Genomic DNA, 15,047 nt, shown 5'->3' with positions numbered 1-15,047 from the left:
GTCACACTCAAACACTAAAACTAAGTATTATTTAAAAACGCTGTACACGTTGGTGATCTTCCAACCGGTGCCGTTGTTGGCTATGGTTACATAGTTGCTGCGGGTAAAGTGGTCAAATTTCATATCCACTTTCACAACGGCTCTATCGGTGCCATTCTCTACTATCTGTGTGTTGGTGATACAAGCCTGCTCTACATTTTTCTCGCCCTTTAAAAAGTCGGTCATTTCTTTTTTGTTGAAACTTAACACCTTATTGCCGCGTTGGATATCAAACTTTGCAGATTGATCTAACACCTGGCTAAAGTTGCTTACACGGCCGCGGGTCATGGCATCAACATAGGTATTTATGGCGTGGGTTTTTGTTAAATATGCGTCGGGCACATTGCTGGCTTTTACAAAGCTGCAAGTTGCTAATAAGGCAAGGCCAAGGATAACTGATTTTAACGTTTTCATGATTGATTTAAATTAGGTTGTAATTAATGTGTGTTTGTAATTGATGAAACCGATCAGTTAATTTCTGTATATAAGATGCAAGCCAATGTCAATTAGTTACAGGTACAAGTGTTAAATTGCGGTATTTAACAATCATTTAACATTTGGGTACCGAAAGGATATATTTGACTAATGATTGATTTTACCACCATAATGCGGCAATACGGCGAGAACGGTGACAAAACGGGCTGGACTTTTGTAATTGTCCCACCAGATGTGGCGCAACAGATATTGCCCGGTAACAAAAGATCAATGAGGGTACGCGGCTGGCTGGACGAGTACCCTGTTGCGGGGATGTCGTTGATGCCGGTGGGCGGGGGCGATTTTATACTGGCTTTAAAGGCGGGGATACGTAAAGCCATCCGTAAAGAAAGCGGCGCTATGCTGCGTTTGCGGCTGGAGCATGATAAAGATTTTAAAATAGAGATTCCTGACGATCTGCAAGAATGTTTCGATTATGAATTGCCGGAAGCATTTGCCTATTTTGATAGTTTGTCAAAATCGCATCAGGGATATTTTATTAAATGGATCACCGATGCTAAAACGGTAGAGACCCGCGCCAGTCGTATAGCCAAAACCCTTAGTGCGGCCATACGGCGGATGGATTACGGGGCGATGCTGAGGGAGCAAAAGAAGTTACGAGAATAACAAAGCATTTTAAATATTGTACAGGTTCTTCACCAAATTGTACATCTTTTTAGTGCCCCCTAAAATACCTGACCAACCTCTGTTATTTCCATCTGCAAAATACGCTTCACTTAATTCGTCCAAGTGATTGTAATATTTTATCTTGACCCATTTGTTGATGAAATCCCGGCCTTGTTTACCGTATGAAATTTCAAATATCGTTTTGATTTTTATATTGGTCTCGCCTCCTTCAAAGGTTATCCCATCTGCATAAAAACATAAAGTTCCTATATCTTTCATTGCCATAACTTGAAAATCTTTCCAAGTGTTTTTAGATGGTAAAAACCATACATTTATCAGCTGATTTAAACGGTTGTCTATCATTTTAGTATATCAATAAGCCTGTTAAAGTTATCAACTGAAACTGTCATTAACAAGTGTTGAAATGTGTATAAAATTTGCTTATTAGCATATTCCCGCATCTGCACATTTCCCTATCTTTACCCATCCATAATTTTTTTAGCTACAGAATGAGCGACGATCTAAACACTCCTGATACTCCTGAAAATAATAACGAAGAAAATAAGCTTAATAAAGTCACTTCTCTTGATGGGCTATACGAAAATTGGTTCCTGGATTATGCATCCTATGTAATACTTGACCGTGCTGTTCCCCACTTAAACGATGGTTTAAAACCCGTACAGCGCCGTATCCTGCATTCGCTTAAAGAGATGGACGACGGGCGTTTCAACAAAGCCGCCAATGTTATTGGTAACACCATGAAATATCACCCGCATGGTGACGCTTCTATTGGTGACGCCATGGTGCAGATAGGGCAAAAAAACCTGTTGATAGATTGCCAGGGCAACTGGGGCGACCCTATAACCGGCGACTCGGCAGCTGCTCCACGTTACATCGAGGCGCGCCTTTCTAAATTTGCGCTGGATGTTGTTTTTAATGCAGATACAACCGTTTGGCAAGCCAGCTATGACGGCCGTAACCGCGAACCTATAACGCTTCCTGTTAAGTACCCGCTATTGCTTGCACAGGGTGCCGAAGGTATCGCGGTGGGTTTGGCTACCAAGATCTTACCACATAACTTTATCGAGCTGATAGATGCCTCTATAGCGGTTTTAAGTGGCAACAGGCCAAACTTGCTGCCCGATTTCCCTACCGGCGGTATGGCTGATGCATCGGCATATAACGAAGGCCAGCGAGGGGGTAAAGTTCGTGTACGTGCTAAAATTGTTGAGCGCGATAAAAAGACGCTTACCATCACCGAGATCCCTTTCACCACTACTACAGGCGGGCTTATCGATAGCGTAATATCTGCCAATGATAAGGGTAAGATCAAAATAAAAAAGATAGAGGATAACACAGCGCAGGATGTGGAGATCGTCATCCACCTGGCGCCGGGTATTTCGCCTGATGTAACCATCGACGCGCTTTACGCCTTTACTGATTGCGAGGTATCTATATCGCCGAATACCTGTGTGATACAGAACGACAAGCCGCGCTTTATGAGCGTGAACGATATGCTTACCGAAAGCACTTTCTTCACTAAAGAATTGTTGAAGCAGGAGCTGGAGATAAAGTTAAAGGAACTGATGGAGAAGATCTTCTTCAGCTCTCTTTTAAAAATATTTATCCAGGAAGGGATGTACAAGCACCCCGACTACGAGCAATCATCAGATTTTGAAGGGGTATTGGTGGTATTGAACAAGTTGTTCGAGCCGTTTTTCCCGCAGTTCTATCGCACTATCCTGCCCGAGGATTATAAGAAACTGATAGATAAACCGATGAGCAGCATCACCCGTTTTGATGTGAAGAAAACGGATGAGCAGATCAAAGCTTTGGAAGCCGAAATAAAAACGGTTAAAAACCACTTAAAACACCTTACCGATTATACTATAGCATGGTTTGAAAAACTACGGGAAAAGTATGGTAAGGATCGGGGCCGTAAAACCGAGCTGCGTACGTTTGACAGGGTAGAAGCTTCGCAAGTTGCCTTAGCCAACGTTAAACTATATGTAAACCGCGAGGACGGTTTCATTGGCTCTGGCTTAAAGAAGGATGAGTTTGTGTGCGACTGTTCGGATATCGATGAGATCATCGTGTTCCGTGGCGATGGCAAGTTTGTGGTGACCAAAGTGCAGGACAAGGTTTTTGTTGGTAAGGATATTGAACACGTTGCCGTATTTAAAAAGAACGATGAGCGCACCGTTTATAACATGATCTATAAAGACGGGCAAACCGGCGTAAGTTATATCAAGCGTTTCTCGGTAACGGGCGTAACCCGCGATAAGGAATATGACCTAACCAAAGGTGGCAAAGGCTCTAAAACGCTGTATTTTACCGCCAATCCTAACGGAGAAGCCGAAGTAGTTAACATTCAGCTAAAACCACATCAAAAACTCAAAAAGCTACAGTTCGACGAGGATTTTGCAGCGCTGGCCATAAAAGGCCGTGCCTCGATAGGGAACATGGTTACCAAATATCCGGTTAAAAAAGTGATCCTGAAAAGTAAGGGCATCTCTACACTGGCAGGTCGTAAGATCTGGTACGATGACATCCTTAAACGCCTGAACGCTGATGGCCGCGGTAAATACCTGGGCGAGTTTGACGGCGACGACCGCATCCTTAATGTACTAAGCAATGGTAACTACGAGTTGACCAGTTTCGACCTTAACAATCACTTTGATGATAAGATGATCGTTATTGAGAAATATGACCCGGCCAAGGTGTTTGCAGTTGTGCATTACGATGGTAAATCGAAGAACTACATGGTGAAACGCTTCGTGTTCGAGAATACGGTAATCGGTAAACAAACCAGCATTATTAGCGACGAAAGTGGTTCTAAACTCGTATTGATATCGGGCGCAGCCCAACCAATTGTGAAAATTGAGCAACTGAAAGGTAAAGGTCTTATCCCCGAGGAGGCCGACCTAAACCTTACCGACCTGATAGATGTGAAAGGTATGAAAGCCATGGGTAACCGCTTATCTGTACACCAAATAAAAAGTGTGGAGCTATTGGCCGAGCATGACGATGAAAGCGATGTGCCCGACCCTGCACCAGATTCTGTAGAAGATACAGAGATCACGATTACTGGAGACGATAAAGAGGTGACAGATACCGCACCGGCAACAATGATAGTGGCTGCCCTGCAATCTGAACCAAAGAATCCCGTTATAGAAAATCCGGTTGTACCAAAACCCGAAAAATCTGTGGAATCCAAAGAAGAACCGGTGCAATCAAAACCTGAAGAATCACCAAAGAAAAAAATAGATTTCGAAATAACCAACCCGGATGATATCGATATGGACGATAAGGGCCAACTGGGATTATTTTAATATGTGAGAAGGCTATGTTGAAAAGGATCTTAATTTATTGCGCCCTGATGTTCGGTGGCGTTACGCTGGTTAACGCGCAGGAAGTAAATCACACCTTCGCCCTTGGCGATACTGATTTTTTGCTGGATAGTAAGCCCCTGCAAATGATCTCGGGCGAGATGCATTATACCCGTATCCCTCGCGAGTACTGGCGAGAACGTATGAGAATGGCGAAAGCCATGGGCTTAAATACCATTGGTACCTATGTTTTTTGGAATGCCCACGAACCCGTGCAAGGCAAATATGATTTTACAGGTAACAACGATATTGCCGAATTTGTACGCATAGCAAAAGAAGAAGGCCTGTGGGTGGTGATGCGACCAAGCCCCTACGTTTGTGCCGAATGGGAATTTGGCGGTTACCCATGGTGGCTGTTAAAGAATAAAAACCTGAAGGTGCGCAGTAAAGATCCTGCCTTTATTAATGCCTATCGTAATTATATGATGGAGGTTGGTAAGCAATTGGCACCGCTGCAGGTAAACCATGGCGGGAACATCCTGATGGTGCAGATAGAGAACGAATATGGTTCGTTTGGTAACGATAAAGAGTACCTGGCGCAAAACGAAAAGATCTTCCGCGAGGCGGGTTTTGATGGTTTGTTGTTTACCTGCGATGGTCCCAGCCAGATGCCTGAGGGATATTTACCCGGCTTTTTACCCGCGGTAAATGGTGAGGACAATCCTGCCAAAGCAAAAGAACTGATCAATAAATATCATAATGGTAAAGGCCCGTATTACATAGCTGAATGGTACCCGGGCTGGTTTGATAGCTGGGGCAAACCGCACAGTGGCAGTAACGCCGATGAAGATGCCAAAAAGCTGGACGAGATATTATCGGCCGGTATATCCATCAATATGTATATGTTTCATGGCGGTACCACGCGCGATTTTATGAATGGCGCCAACATGAGCCGTACCGAAGCGTATGCGCCTCAAACATCAAGCTACGATTATGATGCCCCGCTTGATGAAGCCGGCAACCCAACGCCAAAGTACTATAAATTAAGAGCAGTAATTGCCAAACACCTGCCTGCCGGGCAAATCCTGCCGGATGTCCCTGAGCGTAAGCAGCGTACCTTTGGTTTAGAGGTGATCAAATTTAGCGGGGTAGCAAATTTGTTCAACAATTTGGGTAAACCTGTAGAGGCCGAGCATCCGATGAGCTTTGAAGATCTTGACCAAGGATATGGTTTTGTATTATACCGTACTACTTTGGCAAACGCCGCAAACGGCTTACTTAAAATAAAGGAGCTGCGCGATTATGCTACCGTTTACCTCAATGGCAAACGTATAAGCGTATTAGACCGCCGTTTAAAGCAGGATTCGTTGCAATTGGATAACCCCACTGCGAATAGTTTGTTGGATATTTTAGTAGAGAACAATGGCCGCATCAACTACGGCCCATATTTGACTGATAACCGCCAGGGAATTACCGAAAAAGTAACGCTAAACGGACAAGAATTACTTGGCTGGAAAATGTACCGGTTCCCGTTTAGCACAACAGCAGGGCTTAAATATATGCCTGCCCAAAATCAGCAGGGCGAATTACAACCCGCATTATACCGCGGCACTTTCTCGTTGCGCGGCGTGGTAGATACCTATTTGGATATGAAAAGCTTTGGTAAGGGCTTTGTATTTATCAATGGACATAACCTGGGCAAGTATTGGAACATTGGCCCGCAGCAAACTTTATATGTACCTGCCGCGTGGTTAAAAAAGGGCGTGAATGAAGTAGTGGTGTTCGATCAAATAAAAGGCGGTCATACCGAGTTGTCTACGTTTGACCACCCGGTATTAAATGAGGTGATAAAATGAAAATTGTAGTGGTGATCATCCTGTCGAATTATTAACAGGTTGATTATCTCATAACGAACAAAGGGCACCATATTGGCGCCCTTTGTTCGTTGTAAGTGTTTTTATATTGCTGATTACAGGATCAGGATCAATACTAAGATGACGATGATAATTGCACCAATTGAAAGGTAAACACCACCAGCACCCATAGCCTGGGCTTCATGTTTAAGGTCTTTTAGTTCTGTTTTTAATTCTTTTTTCTCTGTTTTGTTTAACTGAGATTTATCCATCGCCTTGATCTCGTTAACACGCATTTTTATTTCTTCAACACGGGCCGCTTTCTGCTCTTTGGTCATATTTGCAGCAGCTTCTTTGTAAACGTCTTTTTTGCCGTTAAGGGTTGCAGCATTACTGTTAAAGGCAGCTACAGTCAGTAGCATCGTCATGGCGATTAGATAAATTTTCTTTTTCATAGTTGTAGTTGTAAATAGTTTATTTTACAGATAAGCTTGAAAACGAACCAAATGGTTTAAAAACTATAAAATAATTGTTAATTAAATACTGATGTAAAACGATGCCTCAAAAACATGGCCCACAACAACCCTCTGTATGTTCTCTTTCACGGTTATATCTTTTGGCCCGTCGGCACTGTCGGCACAGCCCAGCCAAGGTTCAATGCACAAGAAATCGGCACCCGGCTTGCTCCATAAGCCAAGGTAATTAAAATGCGGAAACTCTACTGATAAAGTTTGATCATGCCTGGTGCTTTTAATCGTTACCATGCGCGATTTCAAGTTCTTAAACACCAGCGCATCCGCGGCAAACAGATCGCGGGTTAAGGGGAGTTGTTTATTTGGCGTTGGCACGGGGTGGGAGTTGCCGTTAAAATGGCCATCTTTATTAAGCTCGTGGCTTAGCAAGTTTTCCTGAACCTCAAACTCTATGTAATAGTCCTCGTACTTTTCCCCCGCATTAAATGGAACGTTAAACGCAGGGTGCCCGCCTACCGAAAAGTAAACAGGTTTTTTATCGCGGTTAATCAATTTATAAGTTATCCGCAGCGCGTTATCTATTAACGTGTACAGAACCTGGAAATCAAATTTATAAGGGTAAACAGCAAGTGTTTTCTCCGAATTGGGTAACGAGAAACCTGCATGCACATCATCGCTTTCCAAAACAATAAACTCTGAAGTACGCGCAAAGCCATGCCTGCTCATGGGGTAGGTTTGGCCGTTCACATGCAACTCGTTATTAAGTAAACCGCCCACAATAGGGAACAGGTTTGGCGCGTGGTAACCCCAAACATCCGGGTTGGCCTGCCACATTTGTTCAACACCAGTTTCTTTGTTTAGTAATGAACTTAGCTGCGCACCTTTGCTGTCAATGGTAATTTTCAGAAATTCGTTCTCGAGGATGGTCATGCGTTGTGATTTTGGTACAGGCTAATTTAACAACTTAATCGTCGTCGTGTTTCTTTTTCTCCAAAATAACAAAGGCGCTGCGCTTAGGTGCAGGCATTATTGCGTCCTCTCCTTTAACAGATTTCCATACAACTTCATTAAGGTCAAGGTCGGGTGCTGCATCTGCTTCCTTTAAATTAAATGCTGCCGACCTGGCGCTGCTTTTATTAACTGCCACATTTCGTTTTTCAAGGTCAACCTCTGCCGGTTTAGCAGTATATGGCTTTAGGTTAGGGGTAGCGGTAAAGCAATCGTACAACGGCATTGCTGCTGCATCGTACTGGCTCATTGGCGGCAAGCCCAAAATCAATTCTATAGTGCGCAATACGCCGGATGTGGAGTACATATTATGATTAACCATGTTGCGTTTAACATATGGCCCTGCAACAAAAACAGGCGAGCGATGCGCATCAATATGGTCGGGCCCGTTTTGGGCATCATCTTCCAGGATAAACACTACGGATTCTTTCCAGATGATGCTCTTAGATAAATGTTCCAGGAATTGCCCAATGGCAAGATCGTTATCACCAACGCATGCTATAGGGGTGTAGGCGCCCTTTTTTTGCCCGCTTGTATGGTCGTTAGATATGCGGATGCTGTTAAACTGCGGCACAGCGTTAATGGTTAACAACGAGTCGAAATCGTGTTTCCATGCAGCTACCCGGGTAACGTCCTTAACATCCATATCAAACCCCGGCGACTGCTTGCAATAATGGCCCTCAAGCGATTTTAAGCTGGCTTTTGAATGTTCGCCATCGGTAACAAACTCGCCATAGGTACGGTAACTTACCCCGGCGCGTTTACAATAATCCCAGATATACCCATCGCGCGGGTACGCGATCTTGCGGGTGCCTTCATAATCGTAGGTGCCACCGCGGCCGCCATAACTTGTTGGCCAGGTTTTTTCGGTATAGTCTGTGGCATAAGCGGCCATACTCCAGTTGTGCCCGTCGGCACTCACCTCGGCGTCTACATAAAAATTATCCATCAGCACAAACTCATTCGCAATAGCGTGGTGGTTTGGCGTAACCTGTTTGCCAAAAATACATAACGAAGTATCGCCGTTGCCAGCGGTAACATCGCCCATTACCTGGTCATAAGTACGGTTTTCTTTTATAATATAAAACACATGCTTAATGGGCGAGATCTGACCCTTACGGCGAGGAATAGGATTGTTTTTTTCTCCATTTGCCAAAGCTGCAATTTTATTGTTGAAAGGCGTATTAGCATAAACCTGTTTGGTGTATATTTTTAGTAGGGCTTCATTGGGTGCGTCGATAAATGATAATGTGCCCTTAAATAGTCCCCCTATATATTGTTCGCGGCTGTTGGTGGCCCCGGTTTGGTAACCGCTGTTATCAACCTTTTTAACAGGTTGCGGCCCTTTTGGGTTAGGCATCGAACTGAAGCCTTTGCCGTTGGATACAAGGATTTTTTTATTTAAGACCTTAACATTGGTAGGGTACCAGCCTACAGGGATAAAGCCCAGGCTTTTGCTGTTACCGGGGTTAGATACGTCAAAAACGGCCAGGCAATTGTTATCGGCATTGGCTATATAGATTGTTTTTTCGTTGGCAGATAAGGCAAAGCCGTTAGTGGTTGAGCCGGTTAAATGCGTAGGATACAATGATGTGGCTACTGTTTCTAATATTTTGTGGGTAGCAGTGTTGATAACCGAAACCGAATTGTCATTAGCGTTTGCAACAAACAGCAGCGAGCCTTTTTTATTTAACAACAGTTCGTTTGGGTGGCTGCCTGTTTTAGCAAAGGTTAACTTTTGATCGGCAACGTTATAAAACGCTACTTTATCGCCTCCCCATAACGAGATGTACAGGGTGTTCCCATCGGGGGATAAAATACAGCTGTAAGCTTCGGCAGGTAATTTTATTTTGTGTATGATAGATTTGTCGGCAGGGTTGATCACGTATAACGAACTATCCTCTTTAGTTACGGTGTACAAGCGAGTATTGGCTTTATTTACAGCGATGCCTGTAGGGCATATTTTGTTTGTTGGCCAGGTGCTGCCCAGTTTTATGGTATCGGGCACTCCTAATTTGTTGTTATTAAGATGAAAGGTAAGGATGCAATTATCGTTGCCGCCAGACGCGTACAGTGTTTTTTCATCGCTGCTGAAGGCTATGCCGTACCAGGATTTTTTTAATTCCTGCTGATCGAGTACCTTCTCATTCCGTGGATCTATTAGCTGCAGCGATTGTGTGCTTTGCCCGTTGTTAGTAACCGCCAGCAATTTGCCCGATGCTGATAGTTGAAGGTTAAGGGGCAGATCACCCAAAGGCAAAGAGCGGCCTGCCGGACTCAGTTTCCATCCGTTTGGTAAAAGTAACTGGCCGTTTGGATGTTTGCCCGGTTTATTTTGAGCGGATACGGTAATGGCGAACGCAACGATTAAGGCGCTAAGAATAATTTTTTGTTTCATACAATTGCGGTGTGCTCAAAAGTACGTAACGCAGCGGCAAATGAACAGGGCTTAACAAAAACTTAATATTGCTTATCTACCTTAACCTTCGCCCTTATGATAGAATCTTTTTGGGCGCCTGTAAGTTTATAATTGTAGTTAAATAACGCTCCTTCAAAATCGCCGTACGATGGGTTAGGGATAACGATGTATTTGTTGCCAAACTCTTTTTTCAATAGCTCGGTTGCAGCCTGGCGGTTCATCTCGTTGGGTTTGTTGTCGTATAGTTTATCAAAATCGGGCAGGTTATCGCCGCATAGGAGTACGATATTGTAGTTATTTAATACCTGCTGGCGGCGGCTCTCTTTACTTGATGTGGATTGGCGTAAAAATACATGCCCGTTATCGGTATTCGGCATATTATAACGTTGCAGGTTTTTAATGGTAGCTGCGCGCTCGTCCTCGTCGCGGTTGGTGATGTAAAACACCGCTACACCTTTTGATGCCGCATATTTAAAAAAAGCTGGTGCGCCGGGTACGGTATCTGCTACAGCTTTGCCGGTCCAGGCTTTCCAGGTTTCGGCTGTAAATTCCTGGTTATTGACAGCACGCATGGCGTCGTAAGGGCTGTTGTCTAAAACGGTTTCATCAATATCTGTTACCACGGCCAGCGGTTTACTACCAGGGTTTTTGAGTGACTCATCCAATCGCCATTTGGCCGTATTGTATGCCTGGAAACAAAGCGCTTTATATTCTGCCGCACGCTGCTGCCAAACCGAGGCCCAAACCTTGCCATTGTTAGCGATAGAAGCGGCACTGCTTTCGGTTTTTTTAGGTGTAGAGCAAGCGGACATCAACAGAATAGTTGCAATAGATAAAAAGGAAATATATTTTATCATAATAATTTAATCTTCTAACGTTAATTCATCACTCATCATGTTCCCATTTATCCAAAGAACATACAATTCAAACCTCTTTGATAATATCGCAATATCATTTATGAGGTCGATTATATCTTCGTAAAATAATCCTTTTTTGATGAGATCAATCATGAGGTCTTCGTCTTTTTTTTTAACAAAAATAATAGCGGGATACTCATAGTAGTTCCATAGCTTGGAAATATATTTTCTATTATATGACCAATCCAGCTGTTTTAATTTAAGAAATATACCAAACATTTTTTTCGCCCCGTCGGCATACATTATAGTATCTGAAAGATTCTCTATTGTAATTTTGAAGTGCTCATCATCAAACTGTTTACGATGCCCAAGAAAATAAACCGAATCAGAATTTGAATGAAAATATTTAAATAGAAATCCCCATTTTGATTGGCTGATATCTAACTCATTTATTGTGTCTTTAATGGATATTAAAGAATCGTTATGTACAATGAGTTCCAAATCTCCCATAAGTGATATCACAATAGCCCGGGCTTTATTTTAGCGGTAAATTCCTTTACAAACTTATTTAATTTGGGCTGTATCACCAAGGCGCAGTACGGTTTCAAAGGGTTAACATTATAATAATTTTGATGGTGATCTTCGGCCTTGTAAAATTCGCCTGCGGGGGTAATTTCTGTTACAATCGGTTTATCAAACACATTTTCTTCCGTCAACTTCTTGATCATCGCTTCGGCATGCTGTTTCTGTTCATGGGTATGGTAAAATATGGCCGACCGGTATTGTGTGCCCATATCGTTGCCCTGGCGGTTTACCAATGTTGGGTTATGCGTTTTAAAGAAAATCAGCAACAACTCATCAAACGAAAGTTCGCCTGCATCATAGGCAACTTCTACAGCCTCGGCGTGACCTGTATTGCCGTTACAGAGTTCCATATAGGTTGGGTTTACGGTATGCCCGCCTGTGTAACCCGAAGCCACAGATATTACTCCTTTTAAATGCTGGAAAATAGCTTCGGTACACCAAAAGCACCCGTTACCAAATGTAATCTTCTGAATGTTCATCGAAGTTTAAACGAGTGTAGCGGTGCTTTGGTTTATAATAAATATTGCAATGATAATTATGTCGGTTTGATTATATTAGAGGGTAAGAAACAAAGCGTCTAAAATCAGTTATCAAGCAGAATATGCCCTGAATTGTATGAGAAAATATATCCTTCCAATTATTTATGTAATTTCTTTCTTGTGTATTAAAAACTTAGCCGCCCAAGACGACTTAAAAGGCATGAAGGCAAAGGCCACTAAAAAAGATACAAAAATACTTAACATCGTATCATTAGACGAGAAACCCCAAAAAATAAAAATAGTCCCAGACTATGTGAACCATGTGTTAAGGATAACTTGCATGAAAGTTGCAATTAACATACTTGATTATTGGGGCGTGCCGCCAGAAATTCATGTTTTAAATAAAAATTTTATAGAAATAAGCTATGCTGTGAGAGGCGGTTCAAATTCAGGTTTATGGAAAACATTGATCTTATGTGTAAATGGCGAAAAATTATATGAAGCAATGCATGTTTTGAAATATGTTAATGTAGAAACGGGGGACTTAATGAATGATTACCACATAAAACTGTCATTAAGGGGCGACATCAAGAACAATTATAAGCTGAAGATAAATATCCACGATGATGTTCGTTCAAAGCCTAAGCCTGAAACAAATTATATTTATAACAACCGAACAATTTTGAATTTCGATACCAGGCAAAATGTTTTTTATAGTGTTAAAAAGGATATCAATGACCATTCTATTAAAAGGGCAATTGGAATGAAGCAAAAAGTAAATGGTAATTTTCCTATGATTATTTTAGGTAAGGAAAACTATTATTTTATAGACAATAAATGGTTTCAATTAACGGATACTAAAGAATTTTCCGAAATATAACCAGCAGGCATCACACCCACTTACTCAAAAACTTACTAAACTCATCTTTATACTGATCGCCAACGGTGATGTTGATCTTGCCGATATGCAGGGCGTTGCGCGTAATGGAATTGATCTTATCTAACGATACGATATAGGAGCGGTGCACCCGCATAAAACGTTTGGCAGGCAGTTTTTCTTCAAGGGCTTTTAGGCTACTGAGTGTAAGTACGGCCTTCTCGGTGTCTTTCAGGAAGATCTTTACATAATCCTTCAGGCTTTCCATGTACAAAATATCGTTGAGGGCTATGCGCACTAACTGGTACTCTACTTTTACAAACAGATAATCATCTTCCACACGTTCGGGAGCAACTACAGGTGATTCTGCAACAGCCCGTGCTGAATTTGATTTATGCACCAGTTCCACATAAGCTAACGCTTTATTTGCCGCATGTAAAAACTCTTCGTAATTAAAAGGTTTCAGCAGGTAATCAAGCGCATCTACCTTGTAACCTTCCAATGCAAATTGGTTATATGCTGTTGTGAAAATAATGCGGGGTTTGTTTGGCCCGCGGCTATCCAGCACACGGGCCAGTTCTATTCCATTTAAGTTGGGCATTTGGATGTCCAAAAATATCAGGTCTACCTTATGCTCCTGCAAGCCACCCAAAGCTTCAACCGCGCTGCCGTAACGGCCGGCCAGGTTAAGGAACGGGGTTTGCTCAATAAAAGCGCAGATGAGACCAAGGGCTAAAGGCTCGTCATCAACAGCAATACAATTTATAGTCATAATGGGTTACAAATTGATGATTAAGTTTACAATATACATATTGGTTTCGGTAGTATCATCTACCTTTAAAGTGTATTTGCCGGGGTAAAGCAAGTCTAACCTGCGAATGGTATTATTAAGGCCGATGCCCTGGTTCTCTTCGATATTGGTGCCCTTGGTTTTGTAGATGCCATTCTTCACCATCAGGCTTACCTGGTTGTCGTTTTGCTCTATAACCACATCAATAACACTTGGTTTGGTGTCGCTTACGCCATGTTTAAAGGCATTCTCTACAAAGGTGAGGAAGAGCATTGGCGCTATGGCAAAGTCCTTCAATGCGGCCGGGGTTATAAAATTCACCGTGACCCTTTCGGTCAAGCGCAGTTGCATCAGGCTGATATAATCTTTTATAAAGGCAATTTCCTGGCTTAGTAACGCGGTGCTGTTTTGGGTATCGTAAAGTACATAACGCATCATGCGCGAGAGCTGGTGAATAGCAGTGCGGGACGTTTCTACGTTAACTACTGTAAGCGCATAGATATTATTAAGGGTGTTGAAAAAGAAGTGCGGGTTTATCTGTGCCTTTAAAAATGATAATTCCGAACTTATCTTTTCCTGTTCCATTTCCTGGTGGCGCTGTTTATCGCGTTGCCAGATCTGGGTAGTGGTTATACTGGTACTGATGCCCAACACCAATGCCGATACAGCTAATGTAATAATATCATAGCCCTGCCTGCGTTCGCCTCGTTTTGGCGGCCCATGTTTCATAAAGGCCTCGGTCAACAAACGGCCCAATTCCAGGTATTTATCAAACCAACTGGTTAATACCATTATAATAGCTATAGTTAAGGCTATTAACATAAAGTAGATGCCCGTTTGGTTCTTTAATAAAAACCGCGGTACAAAAAGGTAGGCATTTAAATAGTAGGATATTATCAGCAAAAAGAAAACGAAGAATTGCTTTAACCAAAACTGGTAAGGCACATCAATGTTCCAACCAAGGGGCTGGTTAAATAACAGCACAATGCCCAGCACCACCCATATAAGTGTTTGTATAAGGATGTTAACCAGTTTGCTTTTAGATCGTTGAAACGTCATTTCCCTTTGGTTTATAATTGACAGGATATCACAATATTACAAATGATATGGCTATAATGCCAATTAAAATCTACAGGCAGCTACAGTTTATCGATGGACGGCCAATTTTCACAGATGAACTGCTAATCACTACTTTTCTCGACCCAAAAATACTTTTTACCGTCCCGAATTCACCCTT

The 15,047-nt window shown here is 42.5% G+C and carries 14 protein-coding genes; 4 read left to right on the top strand and 10 right to left on the bottom strand.

Annotated elements, in window-relative coordinates; genetic code table 11:
* Positions 1–27 precede the first annotated feature (27 nt).
* The gene (locus ACVW0P_RS00215; protein ID WP_457130291.1) at positions 28–453 is read right to left on the bottom strand and encodes a nuclear transport factor 2 family protein; all 426 of its coding nucleotides are present in this window, start codon (positions 451–453) and stop codon (positions 28–30) included.
* 171 nt (positions 454–624) lie between these two features.
* On the opposite strand from ACVW0P_RS00215, the gene ACVW0P_RS00210 reads away from it, so the two are divergent.
* A complete protein-coding gene (locus ACVW0P_RS00210; protein WP_457130290.1) occupies positions 625–1,140 on the top strand; it encodes a YdeI/OmpD-associated family protein in 516 nt (171 codons plus the stop codon).
* A gap of 9 nt (positions 1,141–1,149) precedes the next feature.
* Here ACVW0P_RS00210 and ACVW0P_RS00205 read toward each other — a convergent pair whose 3' ends face one another.
* Positions 1,150–1,503, bottom strand: a complete 354-nt coding sequence (locus ACVW0P_RS00205) for a hypothetical protein (protein WP_457130289.1) — start codon at positions 1,501–1,503, stop codon at positions 1,150–1,152.
* Positions 1,504–1,649: 146 nt separating this feature from the next.
* Between ACVW0P_RS00205 and ACVW0P_RS00200 the strand changes: the two genes are divergently transcribed.
* Together ACVW0P_RS00200 and ACVW0P_RS00195 are read left to right on the top strand one after the other, a co-directional pair.
* On the top strand, positions 1,650–4,472 hold the full coding sequence (locus tag ACVW0P_RS00200; RefSeq protein ID WP_457130288.1) for a DNA gyrase/topoisomerase IV subunit A: 2,823 nt from the start codon (positions 1,650–1,652) through the stop codon (positions 4,470–4,472).
* A 14-nt stretch (positions 4,473–4,486) separates the two neighbouring features.
* The gene (locus tag ACVW0P_RS00195) at positions 4,487–6,325 is read left to right on the top strand and encodes a beta-galactosidase (RefSeq protein ID WP_457130287.1); all 1,839 of its coding nucleotides are present in this window, start codon (positions 4,487–4,489) and stop codon (positions 6,323–6,325) included.
* A gap of 113 nt (positions 6,326–6,438) precedes the next feature.
* Here ACVW0P_RS00195 and ACVW0P_RS00190 read toward each other — a convergent pair whose 3' ends face one another.
* The 6 genes from ACVW0P_RS00190 to msrA form a co-directional block, all read right to left on the bottom strand.
* On the bottom strand, positions 6,439–6,777 hold the full coding sequence (locus ACVW0P_RS00190; RefSeq protein ID WP_457130286.1) for a hypothetical protein: 339 nt from the start codon (positions 6,775–6,777) through the stop codon (positions 6,439–6,441).
* A gap of 81 nt (positions 6,778–6,858) precedes the next feature.
* On the bottom strand, positions 6,859–7,725 hold the full coding sequence (locus tag ACVW0P_RS00185) for an aldose 1-epimerase family protein (protein WP_457130285.1): 867 nt from the start codon (positions 7,723–7,725) through the stop codon (positions 6,859–6,861).
* A gap of 34 nt (positions 7,726–7,759) precedes the next feature.
* Complete coding sequence (locus ACVW0P_RS00180) at positions 7,760–10,201, bottom strand: bifunctional YncE family protein/alkaline phosphatase family protein (RefSeq protein WP_457130284.1); 2,442 nt, start codon at positions 10,199–10,201, stop codon at positions 7,760–7,762.
* A gap of 62 nt (positions 10,202–10,263) precedes the next feature.
* Positions 10,264–11,079, bottom strand: coding sequence for a 5'-nucleotidase, lipoprotein e(P4) family (locus ACVW0P_RS00175; protein ID WP_457130283.1), 816 nt, complete (start codon positions 11,077–11,079; stop codon positions 10,264–10,266).
* A gap of 6 nt (positions 11,080–11,085) precedes the next feature.
* Positions 11,086–11,589: a hypothetical protein gene (locus ACVW0P_RS00170; protein WP_457130282.1), complete on the bottom strand. Its 504-nt coding sequence runs from the start codon at positions 11,587–11,589 to the stop codon at positions 11,086–11,088.
* Positions 11,590–11,597: 8 nt separating this feature from the next.
* Positions 11,598–12,143 (bottom strand): peptide-methionine (S)-S-oxide reductase MsrA, encoded by a 546-nt coding sequence (gene msrA, locus ACVW0P_RS00165; protein ID WP_457130281.1) that lies wholly within the window; start codon positions 12,141–12,143, stop codon positions 11,598–11,600.
* Positions 12,144–12,363: 220 nt separating this feature from the next.
* Here msrA and ACVW0P_RS00160 point away from each other — a divergent pair, with 220 nt between their 5' ends.
* Positions 12,364–13,023: a hypothetical protein gene (locus ACVW0P_RS00160; RefSeq protein ID WP_457130280.1), complete on the top strand. Its 660-nt coding sequence runs from the start codon at positions 12,364–12,366 to the stop codon at positions 13,021–13,023.
* Positions 13,024–13,033: 10 nt separating this feature from the next.
* Here the strand turns inward: ACVW0P_RS00160 and ACVW0P_RS00155 are convergent, their stop codons facing one another.
* Positions 13,034–13,792, bottom strand: a complete 759-nt coding sequence (locus tag ACVW0P_RS00155; protein ID WP_457130279.1) for a LytR/AlgR family response regulator transcription factor — start codon at positions 13,790–13,792, stop codon at positions 13,034–13,036.
* A gap of 6 nt (positions 13,793–13,798) precedes the next feature.
* Positions 13,799–14,869, bottom strand: coding sequence for a sensor histidine kinase (locus tag ACVW0P_RS00150; protein WP_457130278.1), 1,071 nt, complete (start codon positions 14,867–14,869; stop codon positions 13,799–13,801).
* Between the last annotated feature and the right edge of the window lie 178 nt (positions 14,870–15,047).

It is taken from the genome of Mucilaginibacter sp. UYNi724 (assembly GCF_054057495.1).
This window is presented reverse-complemented; position numbering and strand designations above follow the sequence as displayed.